Below are 24,531 nucleotides of genomic sequence, written 5' to 3'. Positions count from 1 at the left end.
GCGATAAAGCAGGATATTAGCGAAAAAGATAGCTTAGCAGCCAAGCGTAGAAAGTCAGGTTGGTCCGGCGAATATCGTTCAAAGATTATATTTGGTTAAAAGTTGAACAAAGTGGAATCCCGCCCTGCCCCTTGCGACACTCAAAACCGTCAACTAGTTCACCTACAACTCCATTGCCTATGACAGTAAAGTGAGTATATTGTGTTGTCTCTTTTCCGTATCTGAGCTTTAACTTCCAGTTCTTTTCGTCTTCCACGATATTCTCATTTTTAAAACCTAACACCTCAAGCAGAGGCGTGCGGTAGCGTGTCCTGCCGGCTTGACTTGTTAGAGCTATCAACTTCTAAGAACATGAAGCTAACTCCTTTGGTTGCCTCGTGCCACTTGAAGTCATAGCTTCCATTTAGTGTGATTGGCTCACCATACGGGGTGGCTGTTCTATAACTTAATTGAGTCCCTGACTCATATTTTGCCCCTGCTCGAAAATCAAAGTCAGCTGTGTCTTTTGAATACTTTTCTTGGGAGATGTAGTGCTCGTGATCAGTTGCAACAAGTAATATTCCGTAATCAGTAAATTCACCGTAATTTTCGAGATTGCTTATATCTTTGAATACATCATATCTGTTGTTGGGCTCTCTATGATTTGACTTTTTAAAGAATTTCAATTCAATAGCACAGCTATGACATTCATCAGAAGATATGTTTTCTATGGATAGAAATATATTGATTTTAGCTTTAGATGATTTGCTTTTTTTAAAGCTACCACTTGAAAGGCGTACAGGTTTTTCTAGTTCGATAGAGAAAATTTCGTCTCTTTGATAGACGAATAGATCACCTATCGTTTTAATTATGGATGATAGCTGGAGTTGTAACGAAGCTTCACTTTCAACAACGATCAAACCTCCATTGATCTTCTCATAAAGACTCTTAAAGGATAAATCTACAATTTCTTTTAATCGAGTTTGGTACATGATTTCCTTGTAGCTCTAACAGTGTTTTACCCACTTTTCGTGATATGCCATCGCACCACGACTAAGGCAAACGCCAAAAAGCAATTATTTATCAAACATATAGCCACCGAGTCATCTTTAACATAAGCCAAAATGTCAGATTACCGAGATCATTTTGGCCCCAGTAGTGCAGGGGCTAGAACGTTTTAAGCAATGATATATCAATAGGTTAACCCTTTACCGTGAACAAAACGATAGTTTCGCTATTTATGTGCTGGCGTACTTACCCCCCGTATAGGGAACGGAACAGCACCTTCGCCTTGCCTCTTAGCTAGGAGGATATTTTTTGTACTAAATCGTGTTAGACGCTCTGAGAAATCAGCAGAAATAATGAATCCTTTACTCGTACTTTTGACTTAAATTAAGCCCATTTTTATTGATGTTGATTTTATTGAATAAATCGAAATGAAAATAAGGTTTGATAGGTTTTAACGTTTTTGCAACCTATTGTTAAACTTAATTAACTGTTGATATTGATCTTTGTGTTATTAATGATCTTTGGTTTATTTGTGTTATTTTGTCATTAAAAGTGGTTTAGGTTGCTGATTTATTTTGATTTAGTGGTGTTTTGTGTTGCCAAGATTGAAATGGTTAAATGTTAATATTTAGTTAATTAAGTTGTCTTTAAATGTATATTGAATGATTTTTTGGGGTTGTTTAGACTGGCTTTTGTTGATTTTACTGTGATTCTGAATTGGTTTTTATGGGCTTGTTTTTGTTGTTTATTAGCTATCTAAATATAACCAAAAGGGTACCCAAAATCCCACTTCACCGCCTGCATTCTTTGGGGCATTCCACTGTGAACTTGCCAAGGTTTATTGGAATGGCTTCACCTAAAGTAAGTTACTTAACGACTTACTCATAACATCTACCTATTTGAATCTATTTGACTGCAAAGAAGAGTTTTCCTAATGACTGTAAATAAAAATACAAACGATTCCGATATCGCTATTATCGGTATGTCCTGTCGCTATCCCGGCGGCGTCAATTCACCGCGCCAATTTTATGATTTTTTATTGGCGGGAGGGGATGGCATAGTGGATGTGCCTGCTGATCGCTGGGACAGCAATGCCTACTACGATAGCGATAAAGACAAAGCCAATCGTATGTATGTGAAGCGCGGCGGTTTTATTTCAGATATAGACAAGTTTGACCCGCAGTTTTTTGGTATCTCTCCCATCGAAGCCCCCCATATCGATCCACAGCACCGCTGGTTACTTGAACTCACTCAGGAAGCATTAGAAAACGCAGGGTTAAAAGCCTCAAACCTTAAGGGCAGCGATACTGGCGTTTATATTGGTCAATTTATGCATGACTATGAGCAGATCCAGCTTGATTCCGCTGCTCATGGCATGATCGCCAGCCATTCGGCCACCGGGCCTTCCATGACCCTGACGGCAAACCGCATTTCCTACTGTTTTGACTTTGTTGGCCCAAGCCTGACGTTAGACACGGCTTGTTCATCTTCGCTGGTTGCCCTTGATATGGCGTGTAAATCCCTGCTTAGCGGCGATAGTAAGATGGCTATCGCGGGCGGGGTGAATATTTTGCTGCGCCCTGAATTAACCATGTCGATCTGTAAAGCGTCCATGCTGTCACCCGATGGCCGATGTAAAAGCTTTGATGCCTCGGCCAATGGCTATGTGCGCAGTGAAGGGGCCGGATTAGTCATAGTTAAAAAGCTAAAAAATGCCCTAGCCGACGGCGATAATGTTCTGGCCGTGATCAAGGCCTCTGGTGTCAATCAAGACGGTCAAACCAGCGGCATTACTGTGCCTAATGGCGATGCGCAAGAAAGATTATTAAAGCAATCATTGGCTAAAGCCGGTTTTACCGGCGCGGATATTCAATACGCTGAAGCCCATGGTACGGGCACCGCGGTGGGCGACCCCATTGAAGTTAATGCCTTAGGTCGCACGCTCGGTCATGCTTTAAGTGGTGATACCCAGCGCCAAGGCAAGTGCGTGATTGGCTCGGTGAAAAGCAATATCGGTCACACCGAAGCCGCGGCTGGTGTGGCAGGCCTGATTAAAACCGTGATGGCGATGAACGCAGGCGTTATTCCAAAGAATATCCATTATCACAACACCAATCCTGCCATTAACCTAGCCGAGCTAAATGTTGATATCGCCAGTGACAATACGCCTTGGCCGGTGGCTGAGGGGCAAACCAAAAAGGCGATCGTGAACTCGTTTGGTTTCGGTGGCACCAATGCCAATGTGGTGATTGAAGAAGCGCCTAAGGCCAGTGTTAAAGCGCAAATGCCAAAGGAAAAAGTCATTCACAGCCTTTGTTTAAGCGCCAAAACAAGTAAAGCCCTAAAGAGCCAAGGGCAAGTTTACCTCGAATTTTTGCAATCAAGTGATGACGGCGACATTGAGCAAATTTGTGCCCATGCTGCCCTGAGCCGTGAGCACTTTAAACATCGCTTAGTTATCAACGGCGCAGACAAGGCCCAATTGATTGCAGGCCTGACGGATTATTTAAATGACACGCCGTCGGCGGCCTATGTGCAGCAAGCGGCCAGCGCGCAAGGCGCAGATAAGAAAGCCTTTGTGTTCTCTGGTATGGGCACCACTTGGCCGCAAATGGGCATGGCGCTATACCAAAAAGAGCCCGTTTTTGCTGCCATGATGGATAAGTGCAGTGACGCCATTCAAGCCTATACCGGTTGGTCTTTGGTTGAGCTGATAGCCGATACCACCAATCCCGATGCCATCTACAACACGGAAATTGCGCAGCCGGGCATTTTTGCGGTGCAAGTTTCCTTGGTGGCCTTGTTGGACAGTTGGGGGATCAAGGCCGATGCCATTACCGGTCACAGTGCGGGTGAGGTAGCCGCGGCCTATTGCGCTGGTGCACTTAGCTTTGCCGACGCGGTTAAAGTCATTTATTACCGCAGCCAATTGCAACAAACCACCGAAGGCCAAGGCAAGATGTTAGCCGTGGCCTTAACCGAGCAAGAAGTGATCCCTTATCTGGCTAATGTCAGCGATAAGGTGTCCATTGCCGCCATTAACAGCGACAACGCGCTCACATTATCAGGAGACGAAGATGGCTTAACCGACATCTTTAATCAATTAGACAAAGAGGGCATTTTTGCTCGCTTTCTAAAAGTGGGCGTGCCTTATCACAGCCCAGTGATGGATCAGCTTAAAGCCCCACTAATTGATGCCTTAAGTGACATTAAGGTGCTCACGCCGCACACGCCACTTTATTCCACTGTGTCAGGCGAGCTGACGCAAGAGGGCGATTGGAACGCCCCTTATTGGGCGGACAATGTCCGTGAGCCGGTTTTGTTTAAAGCGGCTATTAACACCATGAGTGAAGGCGGATTTAGCCATTACATTGAAATTGCCCCTCATACCGCGCTGGCCAGCTCGATAGAAGCCAACTTAAAAGCAGTGAAGAGCAATGCTGTGGTGATCCCAACCATGAAGCGCGGCGCCGACGATAATTTGATGTTAGCGGCCACCTTAGCTCAGCTGCATTGTCATGGTGCTGAGCTAGATTGGTGTCAACACTATCAGGTATCAGAGTCGGCCATCAGCTTGCCTAACTATGCTTGGCAACATGAAAGTTACTGGCAAGAGCACGAGGATGTAAAACAAACTCGCCTCTACAACAGCCAGCCTCAAGGCGCATTTGCGCGTAGCCAACACCCGCTATTAGGGGGGCGCTTGTCATCGACCACGGCGCTTTGGCAAAACAAGCTGGATCTGCAAGAGCTTAGCTATCTCAACGATCACCAAGTGGACAACGAGGTGATCTATCCGGGGGCGGCTTATGTTGAAACCGCACTAAATGTGGCCTTATCATTGCAGCAAGACATTGTCGGGGAATTAGCCGAGGACGTTGCCGACGACGCAGCCGAGCTGCCACGTCTTTCGATTGAAAACATTGAATTCTTACGCGCGTATTTTGTCTCGCCAGAGCAGCCTCAAACCCTAGAAACGGTTTATCAGGCGCAAACGGGCGAATTTACTATTAGTGCACAGCACCCAGATAGCGGCGTGTGGTCCTTATACAGTAAAGGCAACATTGGCGGGCAAGTGCAGGCTTATCGTCAAACCGGATTTGATTTAGCGGCCATTAAAGCGCGCCTTGGCGCGGTGCAAAACCAAGCCGATTTCTATCAGCACTGTCATCACTTAGGGCTTCATTATCAGGCCAGTTTCCAAGGGGTGGAGCATGCTTGGCATAACGACATGGACAGCCTAGTCAAAATCACCTTGCCAAGTACCCTGAGCGATCAGGTGGCGACTCATTTACTGCATCCAGCTATCTTAGATGCGGCGTTCCAAAGCCTGTTTGCCACCATCAACAGCGCGTATTTGCCGGTTAAAATTGGCCAAATTAACTACTTACAAAAGCCAACGGCAAGCTGCTACGGCTATTTACAAACCAAGTTTAAAGACGCCAGTGAAATCAAGGGCGACTTGTTTATTGTTAACGAGCAAGGCGAGGTATTAGTTGAGTTACTTGGCGTAGAGCTAAAAGCCAACACCTCACAGTTACAAGATCAACAAGCCGATTTGCCCCTTACGTATCACTACCAATGGCAACCACAAGCACTGCCCGAGTCAAGCCAAACTCCAGCAGGGCACTGGTTGTTATTGGCCGATGAACAAGGTGTTGCTGCGGCGCTGGCAAGCTCATTAAAAGCCCAAGGTCATCAGGTGAGTTTGTTGGCATATCAAGGCCAATCGAAAGCACAATTGAGCGCGCAGCTTGAAGCCTTAGCCGGTCAAGTGACGGGCATCGTATATTTATGGGGGCTAAATGCGCCCGAAAATCAGGGCGAGCTATTAACGCCGGATTGTTTCCACACCACGGTGGCGCCGCTACAAGCGTTTCAAAGCATCAATGGCGTGGCATGGCAGCAAGGGTTACCGATTTACATTGCAACTCAAGGGGCATTCCAGCTTGCGCAAGATGAAACACTATTGCGCCCGGAGCAGCAGGCGCTGTGGGGATTTGCCCGCGTATTAGCCTCTGAGCACCCTGAATACAAGGTAAGCTTGGTGGATCTGGAGCAAGGCCAACATGATGCTTTGATTGCTCAATTAACCGCTGAGTTAACCCATACGCATTTTGAGCAAGAGCTATCACTGCGCCAGCACGGCCGCTTTGTCCATCGCCTTAACCAAACTAAATATGAAACCTTAGCCCAGCATCAATATATGGCGATGCCGATGGCGCCATCGAGCCAGTTTGAGCTTGGTTTTAGAAAGCAAGGCAAAACCTTAATGCCATTTGCCGCGGCTCAACCTGCTAATCTCGCCGCTGATGAAGTGCTGGTGAAGGTTGACCAAGTGGTACTTGAATCTATGCAACTTGATGGCTTGTCAGACTCAGCTTCGCCGCAAGTTTACAGCCTACAAGGTCGCGTTACCGCGCTGGGCTGTGATGTTGCGAGCCTTGAGCTGGATGAGCCCGTGGTGTTTGTGTCAACTCAAGTTCCCGCCGCTTATATGAGCATTAAGGCGAAGCTGGTGGCTAAGCTAGCATCGGTGCCGTCCCTTGGGCAGTTAAAAGCGAGCCTGACTTCGCAGGTTGCCTTAGCTTCTTTAGCCGAGCCACAAGGTGTGGTGCTGGTTAACCTAAATGAACAACATAGTGAGCAACAAGGTGATTTGGCATTAATCAGCGCTGCGCAATTGACCGCGCAGCTAAGCCAACAAGGCGCTAAGGTGATAGTGGCGGCGTCAACTAGCGAGCAAGCCGAGTTGTTTGCAGGGCTACCACTTGTTAATGAAGCATTGGCAGGCATTTTCACAGCAGCGCAAAGTGAAGAGCTGATGGCGCTACTGCAAAGCTTAAATCAGGGCGCGACTGATTCGATGGTCGATGCAGTGGTTAACTTTGCCAATGCGCCATCACTGCGCCTAGCTAAGTTAATTAAACCTGCGGGTCAGTTTATTCATCTTGCTGCTAACTCCGCTAAAACCACTAAAGCCACAAACACAGCGCTGCTTAGTCAGTTAAATCAATCTGATATTAGCTATATCAAGCTAGATCTGGCGACCTTAACCTTGCATCGACCAAGCCTAGTTAGCCAAGCTTTGACCCAATTAGTCGATCATAGTGTCGCGCCAGCTACACAGCCACTTACCTGTTTTAACTTGGCTGAGCTAGAGCAAGCCAGCGCGGCGTTGCAACAGGGCGCTTCGCAAGTGTTGCTCGATTTTACCCAAGGACACACTAAGCTGCTAACGCCGGTGCCAAGTCAAATTATCACGGGCGATAAGCGTTATTTAGTGACCGGCGGCCTAGGCGGCTTAGGCCTTGAGATCATGGCTTGGCTTGCGCGAAATGGCGCGAAATCCATCGTGCTTATTGGTCGCAGCGCACCTAAATCTGATGCCCTTCATGCTATCGATTTGGTGCGTGAGGCGGGTGTTGAGGTATTAACCTTACAAGCGGATGTGGGCGTGCTTGACGATGTTAAACGTGTGGTGGCAGAGGTGCACGATCCGCTTCGCCCATTAGCGGGGATCATTCACTCCGCGGGTGTGTTAGATGACGCCACTATCATGCAACAAAGTGAAGAAAAGTATCAGCGCGTGTTGCAGCCTAAGGTGCAAGGCAGCTGGAACCTGCATTTAGCAACTCAAGACATCACCCTAGACTTCTTTGTTTGTTTCTCATCTATCGCTGCGGTCGTGGGCTGGGCAGGGCAAAGTAACTATGCCAGCGCTAACGCTTACATGGATGGCTTATGTGCGTATCGCCGCGCCCTTGGTCTATCGGGTCTTTCCATCAACTGGGGGCCTTGGGCCGAAGCGGGGATGGCGGCTAACTTGGCCAGTGAAGACATTAAGCGCATGAACAATGCCGGTATGGCTGCGCTGGCACCCGATGCCGGTCTACATGCCATGGCGCATCTGATGCAGTCGTCGATGGCGCAAGCTGGGGTATTTGATCTGGATTGGTCCAAGATCTTCAACCAGCAAGTGAATCCGGCCCAAGCCACGGTATTTAGTCAGTTCTTTGATTTAGCAGATGCCAATTTGGAAGATGATTTTCTTGCGCGTTTTAACGCCAGCTCGGGCGATGATAAACGCCAGATCTTATTGGCCAAGGTTACCGAAACCTTAGCTACTGTGCTGGGGTTAGACACCAGTGAAAACCTAGAGCCCAATGTGAACGTGTTTGAATACGGACTGAACTCTTTGATGGGGATGGATCTTAAAAACCGCTTACAAGCCAGCGTCGATTTATCTTTGCCGGCCACCTTGATCTTAAAGTACCCCAGTGTGGACGCCATCACCGACTTTATTTTGTCCCTCGCAACGCCAGCTGAAAAAGCGACCGATGCCGCGATTTCCGTCGTGCGTGAGTCACAAAAAGTGAAGGTGAGCATATGAGTATGGAAGCGCTTATTCAGCACTGTTTGAGCGAGTCTATTTCCCTGTCGTTAAATGGCGAAGGGGGTATAGACATACACGCAGAGACAGATATTTCGCCGCAAACCATCGACATGCTTAAGGCCAACAAAGCCGAGCTGATCCGCTATTTGCAGCAGCAACAGCAAAAACAACAGCCACAGGCTCTTAGCACAATAACAGCAACGGGCGCCCAGCATGGGCCCCTGTCATTTGCTCAGCAGCGCCTTTGGTTAATCGATCAAATTGATGGTGAAAGCAGTCAATACAATCTGGCTACGGCTCTTAAATTAACGGGTGCCCTTAATGTGGCAGCCTTAGAGCAAGCCATTTCGCACATTTGTATGCGCCATCAAATCCTGCGCACTTGCTATTTAGTGGATCCCGACGAGCAAGTGCAACAGGTGGTGCAAACAGATTGGCAGTTTAAGCTGGCGCAAATTGATTTATCTGAGCTAAGTGAACAACAAAGAGGCGAGCAAATTCAGGCCTTGATTGAACAAGACAGCGCTCGCTCATTTAATTTAAGTCAGGAGCTTATGCTGCGCGCAACCTTAATCAAGGAGCAAAGCCAGCAATATGTGCTGCTTATTACCATGCACCATATCGCTTCAGATGGTTGGTCGCGCAGTATTTTGTGTGACGAGATGTTCGCCCTTTATAACGATTTTTGTGCCCAGCGCCAGAGCGCACTTGCGCCTTTGCCCATTCAATATTTGGACTATGCGCAGTGGCAACGACGTGAACTGGCCGGCGACAAGCTGGAGCAGCTCAGCCGTTATTGGTTAGACAAGCTAGCGGGACACGCAGGGCAACATAACTTGCCGTTAGACAAGGCGCGCCCCAAGGCGTCTTCTTTTAAGGGCAAAACCTTAACCCGAACTTTGGATGTCAACACTCGCGCCAGATGGCAACAATTTGCTCAGCAGTCGGGGGCAACCTTGTTTATGCTGCTCCATGCTGGGCTGGTGGCCTTAATGGCGCGCTATAGCAATGACACCGACATCGTTATCGGCACGCCAACGGCAAACCGAGATAATGACCAACTTGCGCCTTTGGTGGGCTTTTTCGTCAACAGCTTAGCCCTTCGCACCGAGTTTAACTCCTGCACCAGCTTTAAGGATCTACTGCAACTTTGCCGTGATTGTTTGCTAGAAGCCTTTGAGCATCAGCAAGCACCCTTTGAATACATAGTTGAGCAGATGCAGGTTGAGCGCCACCTTAACCTCAGCCCAGTATTTCAGGTGATGCTGGCACTGCAAAATAATGCCGCGGGGATCCCGCGCCTAGCGGGCGTGGACATCACGCCACTGGCGCAGCAAACCCAGCACGCGAAATTTGATTTAAGTCTCGACGTGGTCGAAACCAATAACGGCCTTGAGCTAACCTGGGAATACGCTTGCGACATCTTTACTGATGCAACCGTGGCAAACATGGCCGAGCACTTTGAGCTGTTAATGGCCAAGGCCATGGCCACACCAGAGCAAGCCATTTTTGCACTGCCAATGCTTAGTGATGCGCAGCAACAGCAGCAATTGGCCTTGTCCTTAGCGCCGAGTTTAGCTGAGCCGAGAGTCGATTTATCATCGCTATTATGTATTCATCAATTGCTGGAGCGTCAAGCCAAACTCAATCCCGATGCCATCGCCATCCACGCCCCGCAGCTTAGCGCTGAATATTTAAGCTTAAGCTATGGTGATCTAAACCGACAAGCAAACCAGCTAGCGCGCTATTTACAACAAAATTGCAAGGTTAACCAAGCTGACTATGTTGCCTTGTTAGTTGAGCGCTCGGCAGCCAGCTTAGTTGCTATCTTGGCGATATTAAAACTGGGCGCGGCCTATTTGCCGCTTGATCCTAACGCGCCGTCTGCGCGTCTAAAGCACATGCTTGAAGACAGTGGCACCGCTTTAGTGCTCACCCAGTCCAATTTGGCAGCCATTCACCAAACTGGCATCACCACAGTGATACTTGATGAGCCAAACGCCACGGCGCCTTGGGCGAGTTTAAGTGGCGAAGATCTTGATCTTGCCATTAGCGCAGAGCAGGTGGCTTATGTGATTTATACCTCTGGCTCCACAGGCCAGCCAAAAGGGGTGCTACAAACCCATCAAACCATTACCAACTTGGTGGTCTCAACGGCGCAAAAAGACGGTTTAACTCAGCCACTTCGCACCTTGCAATTTACGCCCCTTACCTTTGACGTGTCGATCCAAGAGCTCGCCACCGCTTGGCACACGGGCAGTGAGTTAGTGCTGATGACGGTGGAGCAAAAAGCGCAGCTGCAATTGCTGCCTCAGTTGATTAACGAACAGCAAATTGCGCGTTTGTTTGTGCCACCCGCGGTGCTGCAATTGATTGCCGAGCAAACACACTTTAGCCAAACTCAGCTTAGCTGTTTGCGCGAAGTGATCGTGGCCGGTGAAGCCTTGTATATGAGCAAAGAATTACGTCAGTTTTTCGATGCCCACAGCCAGTGCCAATTGTGGAACCACTATGGCCCAACCGAAACCCATGTGGCTACAACATTTAATGCTACCTCGGCTCCTGCCGATTCTTGGCCTGCTATAGGGCAAGCCATTGATAATCTTGATACCTTGATTTTAGGGCCCAAGCTAGAGCTGCTGCCCGCGGCTTGTGTTGGCGAGCTGTATGTGGGCGGTCTTGGTCTAGCACAAGGCTATTTAAATCAAGGTCAATTAACGGCCGAGAAATTTATTGAGCACCCTTATCGCGACAATGCCAAGTTGTATCAAACCGGGGATCTAGTAAAGCGCACGCCAGATGGTCAGCTCCAATATATCGGGCGACGTGATAACCAAGTGAAGTTACGCGGTTTTAGAATTGAGCTTGGCGAGGTGGAAGCTAAACTGTCCAGCTGTGACGGCGTACTCAATGCCGTGGTGCTACTCAAGCAAGACGAGCAGCAACAAAAACACTTGGTGGCTTACGTTAAAGTGGCCAATGAGCAAATCAGTGCACAGCAAATCAGCGCGCAGCTTCAAGCCCAGTTACCTGATTACATGCAGCCAAGCCAGCTGATAGTGATGGACACTTGGCCGTTAAATCGCAATGGTAAAGTGGATCGCCACGCGCTGCCTGAGCCAGATTGGCAAGGCCAACGTCAAACCTATCAAGCACCAACCACCTCGACTCAAATCAAGCTAGGTCAAATCTGGCAACAAGTGCTCAAGCAAGACCCAATTGGCTTGCAAGATAACTTTTTCCAGCTGGGGGGCCACTCCTTATCGGCAACCCGAGTGATCGCTAAGGTCAATCATGAATTTGCTATCAATCTGGCGGTGAAACAGCTGTTTGAACATCAAACCTTAGCCCAATTGGCGAAAGTGATTGAACAAGAAGTTGAGCAAGAAGTTGAACAAGAAACGGCCAACGAGTCACTACCATTTAACCGCGTTGATCGCAGCGAGCCGATACTCGCTTCATTTGCTCAGCAGCGGTTATGGCTGGTTGATCATATTCAAGGCAGCAGCGCACATTACAATATGCACCAAACCCTCTTGCTCGAAGGCGACCTTGACGTTGGCGCATTGCAGCGGGCGTTTACTGCTGTCATTGAGCGCCATGAAAGCTTGCGCACTTGTTTTGCTTCGGGAGAGCAAGGCCAAGTCTATCAAGTGATCCAAGATCCGCGTGCGTTTAGCTTAGCGTTCACCGATATATCTGACTTAGCCGGTGAGGAAAAAGCCAAGGCCTGCGAAGCCTTGATTGAACAAGAGGCGAAAGGTGAGTTTGATTTAGCATCGGATCTGATGCTCAGGGCTCAGCTGATTAAGTTGGCAAGCAATCAGCACCAATTGCTGGTGACCTTACACCATATCGCCGCCGATGGTTGGTCCGTTGGCCTTCTGATGCAAGAGCTCAGTCAAATTTACACCCATTTGGTTAAGGGGGAGGCGCTGGCCTTAGCGCCATTAGCCTATCAATATGCCGATTACAGCCATTGGCAACAGCGCTGGTTTACGCCTGAACGATTAAACCAAGAGCTGGATTATTGGCAGCAGCAGTTAGCCGAGTTACCTGCGCTGCACAGTTTGCCCTTGGATTATCCAAGACCTGACATCCAAACCTATCGCGGCGCACAGGTGCAATCTGTCTTGCCACCAACCACCCGCGCAAGTTTTAACGCCTTGTGTCAAGAGCATGGCGCCACCTTGTTTATGGGCTTACATAGCGCATTAGCGTATTTGATGGCCAGTTACAGTCACAGCACCGACATCGTTATCGGCACCCCCATCGCGAACCGTGAGCAAGCCGAAGTCGCGCCCATGATTGGTTTTTTTATTAATAACTTAGTGTTGCGCGCCGATGTTTCGGGCTTGCCTAGCTTTGCGCAATTACTGGCGCAAAGTAAGACGACCTTGCTGGAGGCGTACAGCCATCAACAAACGCCGTTTGAACAAGTGATAGAGCGTTTACAACCTGAGCGCAGCGCGAGTCATAGCCCACTGTTTCAGATCCTTTTGGTATTGCAAAACAATGAAATGCCTAAGGTCAGCTTGCCGTCATTGCAAATCACTGAGGTAGAGCAAGCAAATCAAGTGGCCAAATACGATCTGACCATCAGCGTCAATGAAACCGAGCAAGGCTTATCCCTAAGCTGGGAATACAACGCGGATTTGTTTAAGGCGCAAACCATAGCGGCCATGGCGCAAAACTTTAATCACTTGGTCAGCGCAGTCACCCAAACGCCAGAGCAGCCTATCGCTCGCTTAAACTGGATTTCAGCGTCGGAGCAGCAGCAATTAATCGAGTGGAACCAAAGCCAACAAGCTTATCCCGATACCTTATGTGTGCAGCAATTATTTGCCCAAACGTCGCAAACCTTTGCTGAGCAATTGGCGGTTACCGATGGGCAAGGAGCGTTAAGTTATCGCCAGCTGGACGCCAAAGCGAATCAGCTTGCCCATTATTTACGCCAAACCTATCAAGTTGGGCCTGAGCAAATTATTGGTGTGTGTTTGTCACGCTCGGTGGACACCTTAGTGACCTTACTGGCGATATTAAAAGCCGGCGGCGCTTATCTGCCACTTGATCCCAATTATCCCGCCGAGCGCTTGGCCTATATGTTAGCAGATAGCCAAGCGCCCTTAGTAATCACGCAAGCTCCTTACAACGACATGCTGGCGGGCCTACAGGTGCGCACGGCTCGTTTAGTGCTAGATCAAGTGCAAGACGAAATCGACGGGCAATCAAGCCAAGAGCCGGTATTACTGCCAGAGCAAAACAACCGTAATTTGGCCTATGTGATTTATACCTCGGGCACCACGGGCAAACCTAAAGGCACCTTGCTGGAGCATCGCGGCGCGGTGAATTTGGCCTATGACCAAGGCCAACGCTTTTTTGTCACACCGCAAAGCAAAGTGCTGCAATTTGCGTCATTAAGCTTTGATGCCGCCACCTTTGAATGGTTAATGGCGTTAATGCAAGGGGCGTCGTTGCACATTTGCAGCGAGGAAAGCCGCACTAACCCCGACTTGTTACAACAGCTTTTGGTGGAGCAAAAAATCACCCATGCTACCTTGCCGCCATCCTTGTTGCCCCATTTAGATATTGACGCTCATTACGCATTAGAGGCGTTAATTGTGGCCGGTGAAGCGTGCGACCCGCGCCAAGCTGAGCGTTGGTCGCAGCGCTATCGGTTAATTAATGCCTATGGCCCAAGTGAAACCACCGTTTGCGCCAGCATGCAGGTTATTGAGCCCGGTGCCCCGTTAACGATTGGTCGCGCCATCGCCAACACCCAGCTTTATGTGCTGGACAGCCACTTGAGCTTATTGCCCGTGGGCGCTATCGGTGAACTTTATATCGGTGGTGATGGAGTGGGCCGCGGTTACCTGAATCGTGAGGATTTAACGGCGCAGCGCTTTATTGAGCATAGTTTTAATGCCAATGAGCCTGTGCAGCGACTTTACAAAACCGGCGATCTTGTGCGCTGGTTGCCAAACGGCCAGCTGCTGTTTTTAGGCCGAGTGGATCATCAGGTTAAAATTCGTGGTTTTCGTATTGAGCTAGGTGAAATAGAGCAAAGCCTGCTTGCTTGTGAGGGAGTTAAACAGGGCGTTGTCTTGGCCCATCAAGACAAGTTAGGTCAATCCTCTTTGGTTGCTTATCTTGTTGCAAAAACCATGGTCGCTCAATCGGGTGATTCCGTATCAAACGATCAGCTTATCGCCAGTGTGCGCACGCAATTGGCCGCGCAATTGCCTGACTACATGGTGCCCAGTGTGATCATGGTGCTCCCTGAGCTGCCTCTAAGCCGCAATGGCAAGTTAGATCGCAGCGCCTTACCGTCGCCTCAACTTGAGCTGAGCCGCACTTATGTCGCCCCAACCACAGAGCTAGAAAAGCAAGTCTGTGAGATTTGGCAAGGCGTGCTCAATCAAGAGCAAGTGGGTTTACAAGACAACTTCTTCCAGCTTGGCGGACACTCGTTAACGGCGACTCAGGTCATGGCCAAGATCAATCAATGGTTTGATTTAGCCATGCCGGTGAAAACCCTATTCCAAGTGCAAACCGTTGCCGAGCTGGTCGCCGCCATCGAAAGTGAAACAACCCAGACTCACTTAAAGATCACCGCCCATGGACCCCTAACCGAGGCGCCGCTTTCTTTTGCTCAGCAGCGTCTATGGCTTTTAAGCCAAATCGAGGGCGCTAATGCCCATTACAATATGCCCACGGCCATTCGCCTGACGGGGCAGATGAATGTGAATGCGCTGGAGCAAGCCATGCAAGCCTTGGTTGAGCGCCATGCCATTTTGCGCACGGGTTATGACGCCATTGAACCTAAGCAAGTCATCAAGCAGCAAGTGCAGGTTAAGGTTCATCAGCTTGATCTAAAAGGCATTAGCCAGGATGAACAAGAGCAGCAATTGACCCAGTTAATGCAACAGGAGCTGGAAACCGGTTTTGATCTGGTCACTGACCTGATGCTTCGCGCGACCTTAGTGGCACTTGGGGATAATGAGCATGTGTTATTGGTGACGCAGCATCATATCGCGTCAGACGGTTGGTCGGTGAGCTTACTGATGCAAGAATTCAGTCAGCTCTATAGCGCGTTTGCTCAGGGCTTAGCCAATCCACTTGCGCCATTAGCGGTGCAATATTCTGATTATGCGATTTGGCAAAGACAATGGTTGCAAGGGGAATATCTCGACCAGCAGCTTGGCTATTGGCAGCAGCAATTGGCTGATTTACCTAGGGTACACAGTTTACCGCTGGACAGAGCAAGGCCAAACATGCCGAGCTTTAATGGCGCTATGGTTAGCCAAGTCATCGCAAAAGACACTGTGATAAAGCTGCAACAAGTTTGTCAGCAACATCAAGCCACCTTGTTTATGGGACTTAACGCGGCGTTTGCTGCGCTGCTATCTCGCTACAGCAACGAAAAAGACATAGTGATTGGCTCCGCCATCGCTAACCGTGAGCAAGGTGAAGTTGCGCCGTTATTAGGCTTTTTTGTAAACAATTTAGTGCTGCGCAGTGATCTCTCGGCCAACCCTAGCTTTAGCGACTTACTAGCGCAAAGTAAACAAACTTGTTTGGATGCCTATGATCATCAGCAGGTGCCATTTGAACAGCTCGTTGACATGCTGCAACCCGAGCGCAGCGTGAGTCACACCCCTTTATTTCAAGTGATGCTAGTGCTGCAAAATAATCAGCAAGGGCAAATTGATTTGCCTGAGCTTGAAGTGACCGAAGTGCCATTTAACCAATGTAAGGCTAAGTACGATTTAACCCTATATGTGCGTGAAACCGAGCAAGGACTCGCCCTTAATTGGGAATACAGTCAAGATCTCTTCTATCGTCAAACCATAGAGCAGCTCGCGGCAAGTTTTGCCACTTTACTCAATGGTCTACTGGCCGCCCCTGAGCAAAGTGTGTTTGCCGCGCCCATTTTGTCTGCGCAGGAATCGCATTACCTCGTTAGTGAGCTTAATGATACCTCGGTGTGCTTAGGGCAATTGCCTTTGCCACAGCTGTTTTTACAGCAAGCTCAGTTACAGCCAAACAAAACGGCTGTGTGTTTTGGCAATAGCAGCTTGAGCTATCAAGCCCTCAATCAGCAAGCCAATCAACTGGCGCGTCATTTGATAGCGCAAGGGGTGGGTCGTAACGACTTGGTTGCTATCAGTGTTGAGCGCAGCGAGCACATGCTGGTGGCCTTGCTTGCCATCTTTAAAGCGGGCGGGGCTTATGTGGCATTAGACCCAAGTTACCCGCCTGCGCGCTTGGCTTACATGTTGGCCGATAGCGGCGCTAAAGTGGTGATAAGCCAAAGCCACTTGCTTGAGGTGTTAGCGCTTAATGAACAATTGGTGGTGGATCTAGACAATACCGATGTGTCGGCATATAGCTCGGCTGACGTCAGCGAGGTGACGGTAACAGACCAAGATTTGGCATATGTTATTTACACGTCGGGCTCTACCGGTCAGCCCAAAGGGGTGATGATCCAACATGGCGCCTTGAGTAACTTTTTACTGTCGATGCAACAACAACCGGGATTAACAGCAAAAGATAGCTTGCTGGCGGTGACGTCATTGTCCTTTGATATTCACACCTTAGAGCTTTACTTGCCGTTGATCACCGGTGCTAAAGTGGTAATAGCAAGTCGCGATGATGCCATCAATCCAAGTGCGCTGCGCGCATTAATAGCGCAGCATCAGGTGTCGGTAATGCAAGCTACGCCCGCGACCTGGAATATGCTGCTGGATGATGGTTGGCAAGCCAGCGCGCCACTTAAAGTCTTGTGTGGCGGTGAGGCTTTGAGCCTTAAGTTAAAACAAGCCTTAACTCAGCAAAGCCATATCGATTTATGGAACATGTATGGCCCGACGGAAACCTGTGTTTGGTCATCGGTGCAACAACTGAGTCATGAATCGCGTATTTCTCTTGGCCGGCCGATTGCCAATACCCAGTTCTATGTGGTTGATCAGCAATTGCAACCGGTGCCGAAAGGCGTCGCCGGTGAGCTGTTAATTGGCGGTGCGGGCTTAGCCAAGGGTTACTTTAATCGCCCAGCCTTAACGGCAGAGAAATTTACATCAGAAAACAAGGCGCTAGGGCGCGTTTATCGCACCGGTGACTTGGTGCGTTACTTACCCAGTGGCGAGCTTGAATACTTGGGCCGCTTAGATCATCAAGTGAAAATTCGCGGCTTTAGGATAGAGCTGGGCGAAATCGAGTCTCGCCTTATTCAGCACCCTGATGTTGCTCAATGTGTGGTGATGGCGCAAAACGATCCCGATCTGATCGCCGCTTATGTGGTTACCGCCGCGCCGGTTGTCGACCAAGGGGCATTTAGCCAGCAATTGCGCAGCTTTTTAAGTGAGCAACTGCCTGACTATATGCTGCCAAATAGTTTGATGTTACTGGCGGCTATGCCATTAACGGCCAACGGCAAAATAGATAGAAAAGCCTTACCGGCACCGGACTTAAGCCAAGTGCGTGGTGAGTATGTCGCGCCAGTTTCTGCCACAGAGCAAGCCCTTGCAGAGCTTTGGCAGCAGACCTTAGGCGTGACTCAAGTGGGACGTGACGACAACTTCTTTCAGTTGGGCGGCCATTCATTAGCGGCCACTAAGTTGGTCACTAAGATCAACAGCCGTTTCAACATTAACCTCGCGTTAAAGGATTTCTTTGCTATCGAGACCTTAGCGCACTTGGCGCAAGCCGTAGACAAGCTGGAAACCTTATCGAGTGTCCAGTTAGAGCAAGACGATAATTTGTTATCAGACGAAGTGGAATTAACAATATGAATGCGGTAATGGATTTACTAAGCCAATTAAAGGCAAGCGGTATTAGATTAGGTCTTGATAGCAAACAAGATTTGATAATTCGTGGCAACAAGGAGGCGCTGACGCCTGAGCTAGTGGCGGCGTTAAAGTCGGCAAAAAGCGAATTAGTGAGCTATTTGAAAAATAATGAAAAGGCTGAGCCCAACGCGCAGATAAAGCCGGTGGCAGAGCGAGACAATTTACCCTTGTCGTTTAGCCAGCAAAGGTTGTGGCTACTGGATCAGCTTGAGGGGCCAGGCTCTCATTACAACATGGCACAGGGGCTTAAAATAGACGGCCCGTTACAGACAGAGTTACTCAATCAAGCCTTTAGTATCTTGCTTGAGCGTCAACATAGCCTGCGCACCAGCTTTTTTAGCGACGAAAATGGCAACCCGCGCCTTTATTTACGCCCGGTAGAGGAGTTTTGTCTTGCTCACTATGATTTGAGCGAGGAGACGCACCAAGATCAAGGGCTGCGCCAAATTGAAACCGAGCAAGTCCAAGGGACGTTTGATTTACAGCGTGACTTTATGTTGCGCAGCGCTTTAGTTAAATTAGGGCCGCAGCAGCATATCTTGTACGTGACCTTGCATCATATCGCCAGTGATGGTTGGTCGATGACGGTGCTGGTGAAAGAGTTTCTCAGTGTCTATTCGGCTTTAGTTAAAGGGGAGTCAAATCCCTTGCCGCCACTGCCTATTCAATATGCCGACTATGCGGCGTGGCAGCGTCAGTGGCTACAAGGTGAGCGATTAGAAAAGTTACTCAGCTATTGGCAACACCAGCTTGAAGACTTGCCATTAGTGCACAACTTACCCCTAGACCATCCGCGCAGTGCGATGCAAACCTTTACGGGCGGCGTGCACCAACAGCAGTTAAGCTCGCCGTTAAAGGATCAACTAAATCGCGTTTGTCAGCAACACGACGCCACCTTGTTTATGGGGCTTCACGCCACACTCGCCGTGTTAATGGCGCGCTACAGCCATGAAAGCGACATAGTGATTGGCACCCCGATTGCAAATAGGGAGCAAGAGCAAGTTGCCGACATCATTGGTTTTTTTGCGAACACCTTAGTGCTCAGAGCTGACCTGTCACAGCGGCCAAATTTTGCGACCTTACTGCAGCAAAGTCGCGATAACTTGTATCAAGCTTATGCGCATCAGCAAGCACCGTTTGAGCAAGTGGTGGAGCGTTTAAACCCTGAGCGCAGCGCCAATTACACGCCACTATTCCAAGTTATGCTGGTGCTGCAAAACAATGAACAAGCGGCCTTTGCCCTTGATGGCTTAACCCTAGAGCCGATGACTCTAAGCAGCCAAGACGCCAAGTTTGATCTCACCTTGTATGTCAGCGAAAACCAAGCCGGTTTAGCCCTGCATTGGGAGTACAACGCGGATTTATTCGAGCCGGAAAGCATCGCGCGCATGGGGCAGCATTTTGAAAACTTGCTGAAACAGTTAACGGCTCAACCTGACGTCAGTGTTTATCAGCTGGATTATTTAACCGAGGCCGAGCGCCGCCAGCAATTGGTTGAATGGAACCAAACTCAAGCGCCTTATTCTCGCGATTTATTGCTGCACCAACTGGTTGAGCAACATGCGCTGGCGACACCGGAAAAACTCGCCGTGGTGGTGGGCGAAGCGCATACCAGCTATGGCCAATTAAACGCGAAGGCCAACCAGTTAGCCCAGTATTTATGCCAGAATCGCCAAGTGAAAGCGGGCGATTTAGTGGGTATTTGCCTGCCGCGCAGTCTAGATTCTTTAGTCAGTATGCTGGCTATCTTAAAGCTGGGGGCGGCTTATGTGCCACTGGCGGCCAATAACCCAGCTAAGCGCTTGGCCTATATGCTAACTGACGCCAAGTTAACCACAGTGTTAACTCACCTTGAACTGCTGCAAACGACGCCAGTGAGCGCCGCGCAAGGGGTGTGTTTAGATGACAAACAGGTGCAATCTGAGCTAGCAAAATGCTCAGAAGATTACGTTGCAAGTAGCACGGTGAATGCCGAACAAGTGGCCTATGTGATTTACACCTCGGGCTCAACGGGTAAACCCAAAGGGGTGCGCGGCAGTCATCGCGCCATGGTTAACCGCGTTGAGTGGATGAACCAATATATTCCCCCAGTGGCGCAAGATGTGTTTTGTCATAAAACCTCTTTGGCTTTTGTAGACCATGTCGCGGAAGTGTTTCAGCCTTTTTCCCTTGGCAAACATTTAGTGGTGCTAAGCGATCAGCAAGTGGGCGACTTGCCAAGTTTACTCGAGGCGGTCGACCAACACGGGATTTCACGCATTACCTTAGTGCCGTCATTGCTGCGGGTGTTATTAGAAAGCTTGAGTGACCCTAATGCCTTACCGTCGCTGCGCTGCGTTATTTCCAGCGGTGAAGCCTTAACCATGGATGTGGCAAAAGCGTTTCAACAAAAGCTGCCCGATGTCACCTTGTATAACATATACGGCTCAACGGAAGTGGGCGCGGACGTGCTGGCTTATGAGCTGCGCCACGGCGATTTAGATTTAAGTTTATTACAGCACTTTCTCGACCAAGATGCGCCCCTCAATGGGCCGACTAACTCGGCCGCAAGCTTGGATGCAAGCAGCGTCGCACCGCGTCTGGGCGCCGATGTGAAAGGCTTGAGTAAGCAATTTAGCAGCACAGATATGCCCCTGGTCGCGGCGCGTTTTTCTGATTATTTGCATGAGTTAAAAACCAGTGTGTTGCCTGGCACTGTGGATGTCACCGCCGATACCTTTGTCGGCCACATGACATCTAAGCTGCCTAACTTTATGCCCGAAATCAGTAAATTGATTGCCCAGTTAAACCAAAACTTGGTGAAGATAGAAACCTCGGGCAGCATGAGCTTGATTGAGCGCCAAGTGATCTCAACCATGCATAAGCTGTTTTACAACTTTGATAACCAATACTACGACGCCTTTAGCCAAGATCCTCACCATGTATTTGGTTTAGTCACCAGCGGCGGCAGTTTGTCTAATGTGACGGCGCTGCTGTATGCACGCAACAATGGCTTGATCAAGGCCGGCATCGCCAAGCAAGACCTAGATAAACACGGCTTGAACTGGGCGCTGCAGCAAAAAGGTTACCAGCGCATGGTGATCTTGGGCAGCCGCTTATTGCATTACTCGATGAAAAAGACCGTCTCTTTGTTTGGTATCGGCCAAGCCAATTTGCTGGCTATCGAGCAAGATGAAGAGCAGCGCATGTCTATCAAGCACCTTGAGCAAACCATTAAGTATTGCCAAGACAACAATATCTATATTGCGGCTGTGATAGGGATCGCGGGGGCAACGGAAACCGGTACCTTGGATCCCCTTGAGGAAATCGCTGAGGTCACTCGCCGCCATAAACTGCATTTCCACGTTGATGCGGCGTGGGGCGGGGCGTTCCAATTTTCTAATAAGTATCAATATAAACTCAGAGGCATAGAGCAGGCCGATTCCATAACCTTATGCCCCCATAAGCAGCTTTATTTGCCTCAAGGCATTAGCTTATGTTTGTTTAAAGACACGGCCAGTTTGCAAGCCATTGCGACTCATGCCAATTACCAAGCTCAGCCGGGTAGTTTTGACATGGGACAATACACCTTAGAAGGCTCAAGGCCGGCCAATGCGCTATTGCTGCATGCCAGCTTACATTTGATTTCTAAGCCGGGTTATGGCCGTTTGGTCGAGCAAAGTATGGAAAAAACGGCTTACTTTGTGAAACTGATCCAAGCCTCTAATTGCTTTGAAATCGTTGGGGCAATACCGGATCTCAATATCATTAACTACCGTTATGTGCCAAGTGACCTGCGCGGTATAGATCGCAGCGAGCAGCCTTATACCTTGGCCGAGCTAGAGCGATTAAACGATGCGGTGGAAGTGATCCAACAAGAGCAGTTTAGAGCAGGGCGCAGCTTTGTCTCTAAAACCACCTTGTTCTTAGATAAACATGGCGTGAACGGCAGCCGTGTATTTCGTGTGGTGCTGAGTAACCCGCTTACCGAATTTAATAGCCTACAAGCGGTATTGCAGGATCAAATGCGCATTGCTCAAGAATGCTTCGAGCCTGAGCATCTTCAAGGGGTTAATGGCTTTACTCAGCTAGCCAGTCCAGATCAAAAGGGACTGGATAAATGGTTAATTCCAGTGGGTAAGCCCCTAGCCAATGCGCAAGTTTACCTGCTCGATGAACAGCTTAAATTATTGCCCGTGGGGGTCACAGGTGAGCTTTACGTGAGCGGTGATTGTTTGGCCATTGATTACTTAGATCAACCTGAAATGACGGCCAAGGCCTTTATCACTAGCCCCTTTGATCCTAACCAGCGCCTGTATAAAACCGGTGACCAAATGCGCTGGCGCGCCGATGGTAGCTTAGAGTTTATTGGCCGCAATGATCACCAAGTCAAAATTCGCGGTTGTCGTATCGAGTTAGGTGAAATTGAAGAAACCTTATTGCTGCACCCACAAGTGACGCAGGTTCATGTCATTACCAAAACTGACCCCGACCGCATCCTTGCTTACTTAGTGTCGGCGCAAGGTGACACTGCGCAACACGGTGAACTAATCGAGCAAGCCAAGCAGTTAGTGGCAACCCACTTACCGGATTACATGATGCCAGCGGGCTTTATAGTGCTGCCCGCCTTGCCATTAAACCCCAATGGTAAGATTGACCGTCAAGCCTTGCCTGAGGTTGAGCTGGTCGGCTCATCCACGCAGCAAGTGGCGCCAACGAACGAGCTGCAAACCCAGTTATGTCAAGTGTGGCAAGACGTTTTGGGCGTTGAATCCATCGGCATAGAAGATAACTTCTTCGCGCTGGGGGGAGACTCGCTCACCTTGATTAAACTGGCGGCGAAACTCTCAAATCTGGGTTTTAGCGTTAAGGCTCAAGATATTCATCGCCAGCAAACCATTGCCAAACTTGAAACCGTGATCAAGCAGAATAACTTAGTTGATTTAACACAGTTATCAGGCGAAGCCGAAGCGGCGATCCCATTATTGCCAAGTATTCATGAGATGTTTGAGTTTGCCGAAGGGGAAGGCGCAAACGGGGATATCAACCATTGGAACGGTAACATCATTCTTGAATTTAAGACCGGCGCGTTAGATATCCCGCGGGTGAATCAAACCATTAACTTATTGCTGAAATACCACAGTATTTTGCGCGCCAGAATGAGCAAGGCTCAAGCAACGGCGCAGCTAACTATCAGCGAGCACCAAGCCTATGGGTTAACGGAATATGATTTAGCTGGGTTCCAAGCCAGCAAGGCCGATAAGTTAAAACAGTTGGTGGCGCAGTTACAGCTGACCATTAATTTAGCCAATAATCCATTTCAGGTGGCGCTATTAAACTTTGGTGAGGGCGATCATAGCTATCTGGTGATCACCATACATCACAGCTTGATTGATGGGTTTTCCTGTGAGGTGTTAAGAAACGACTTCTTTGCGGTTTACCAGCAGTTGACACAAGGCGAAACGCCGCGTTTGCCCGCTGCCGATATCAGCTACACACAATATGCCAACGCTTTACTCGCCTATGCCAACTCACCTGCGCTGCAAGCTGAGCTTAACGCCATCGCTCAGGCTAATTGGCAACAGGCTAAGCCACTGCCAACGGACTTTGATGGGGCCAACTTGGTCGCCAGCAACCAAGGCCTAGAGATCAGCTTATCGGTGGCGCAAACCCAAGGGCTACAGCAAGCACTGGCGCAGCTGGATAATGTCAGCCTGCGCAGTGCCATTGCCAGCGCCTTGGTTAAAACCGTTGCACACTTTAGCCAAAGCCCATATGTGAACTTAGATATTCAGCGCCATGGCCGACGCGACCAAGAGTTAGGCAAAAACTTAAGCCGTTTGGTGGGGTATTTTTCTGATGTTTATACCACGCCATTTCATTGCCAAGCTGAGCTGAGCGACGCAGCCAGCATGCAAGCCTTATCGGCGCAATTTACCAATGCGTCTGTCCAGTTTAAGTCTTTGCCACTGCTGCGTTACTTAAACCAAACGGCACAGGCTAAACAAGTGATGGCCAATATTCCCCGTGCTGATATTGCCCTTAACTTGTTAGATGACGTTGACTCGCTAGAGCCAGCAGAAACCGGTTTAGTCAGGCTAGTGGATTACGACGAGGTCAATCATCACGCCATTTGGCGCGATAACAGATTGAGCCGTAAGTGGAAACTTTATGTGTTAGCTCATGTGGTTGCGGGCGAGCTAAAAGTGACATTTTCATACAGTGATACCCTGTATAAAAAAGAAACAATCGTGACGTTGGCAGATCATTTCCTAAATGAACTGACTCGATTGAGCAAAGACTAGTAATAGTCCCATG

4 protein-coding genes are annotated in these 24,531 nt (G+C 49.1%); 3 read left to right on the top strand and 1 reads right to left on the bottom strand.

Features of this window, described 5'->3' with window-relative positions; genetic code table 11:
* Positions 1-284: 284 nt before the first annotated feature.
* Complete coding sequence (locus K6Y21_RS20345; protein ID WP_233073761.1) at positions 285-971, bottom strand: hypothetical protein; 687 nt, start codon at positions 969-971, stop codon at positions 285-287.
* A gap of 950 nt (positions 972-1,921) precedes the next feature.
* Between K6Y21_RS20345 and K6Y21_RS20340 the strand changes: the two genes are divergently transcribed.
* The 3 genes from K6Y21_RS20340 to K6Y21_RS20330 are packed head-to-tail and all read left to right on the top strand — an operon-like array spanning position 1,922 to position 24,518.
* The gene (locus K6Y21_RS20340) at positions 1,922-8,380 is read left to right on the top strand and encodes a type I polyketide synthase (protein WP_233073760.1); all 6,459 of its coding nucleotides are present in this window, start codon (positions 1,922-1,924) and stop codon (positions 8,378-8,380) included.
* Positions 8,377-18,177 (top strand): non-ribosomal peptide synthetase, encoded by a 9,801-nt coding sequence (locus tag K6Y21_RS20335; protein ID WP_233073758.1) that lies wholly within the window; start codon positions 8,377-8,379, stop codon positions 18,175-18,177. The genes K6Y21_RS20340 and K6Y21_RS20335 overlap by 4 nt, the downstream gene beginning before the upstream one ends.
* Positions 18,174-24,518 (top strand): aminotransferase class V-fold PLP-dependent enzyme, encoded by a 6,345-nt coding sequence (locus K6Y21_RS20330; RefSeq protein WP_233073756.1) that lies wholly within the window; start codon positions 18,174-18,176, stop codon positions 24,516-24,518. The genes K6Y21_RS20335 and K6Y21_RS20330 overlap by 4 nt, the downstream gene beginning before the upstream one ends.
* Positions 24,519-24,531 lie beyond the last annotated feature (13 nt).

The sequence above is a fragment of the Motilimonas eburnea genome, assembly GCF_021295345.1.
Classification (GTDB): Bacteria; Pseudomonadota; Gammaproteobacteria; order Enterobacterales; family CBDFNC01; genus Motilimonas; species Motilimonas eburnea.
This window is presented reverse-complemented; position numbering and strand designations above follow the sequence as displayed.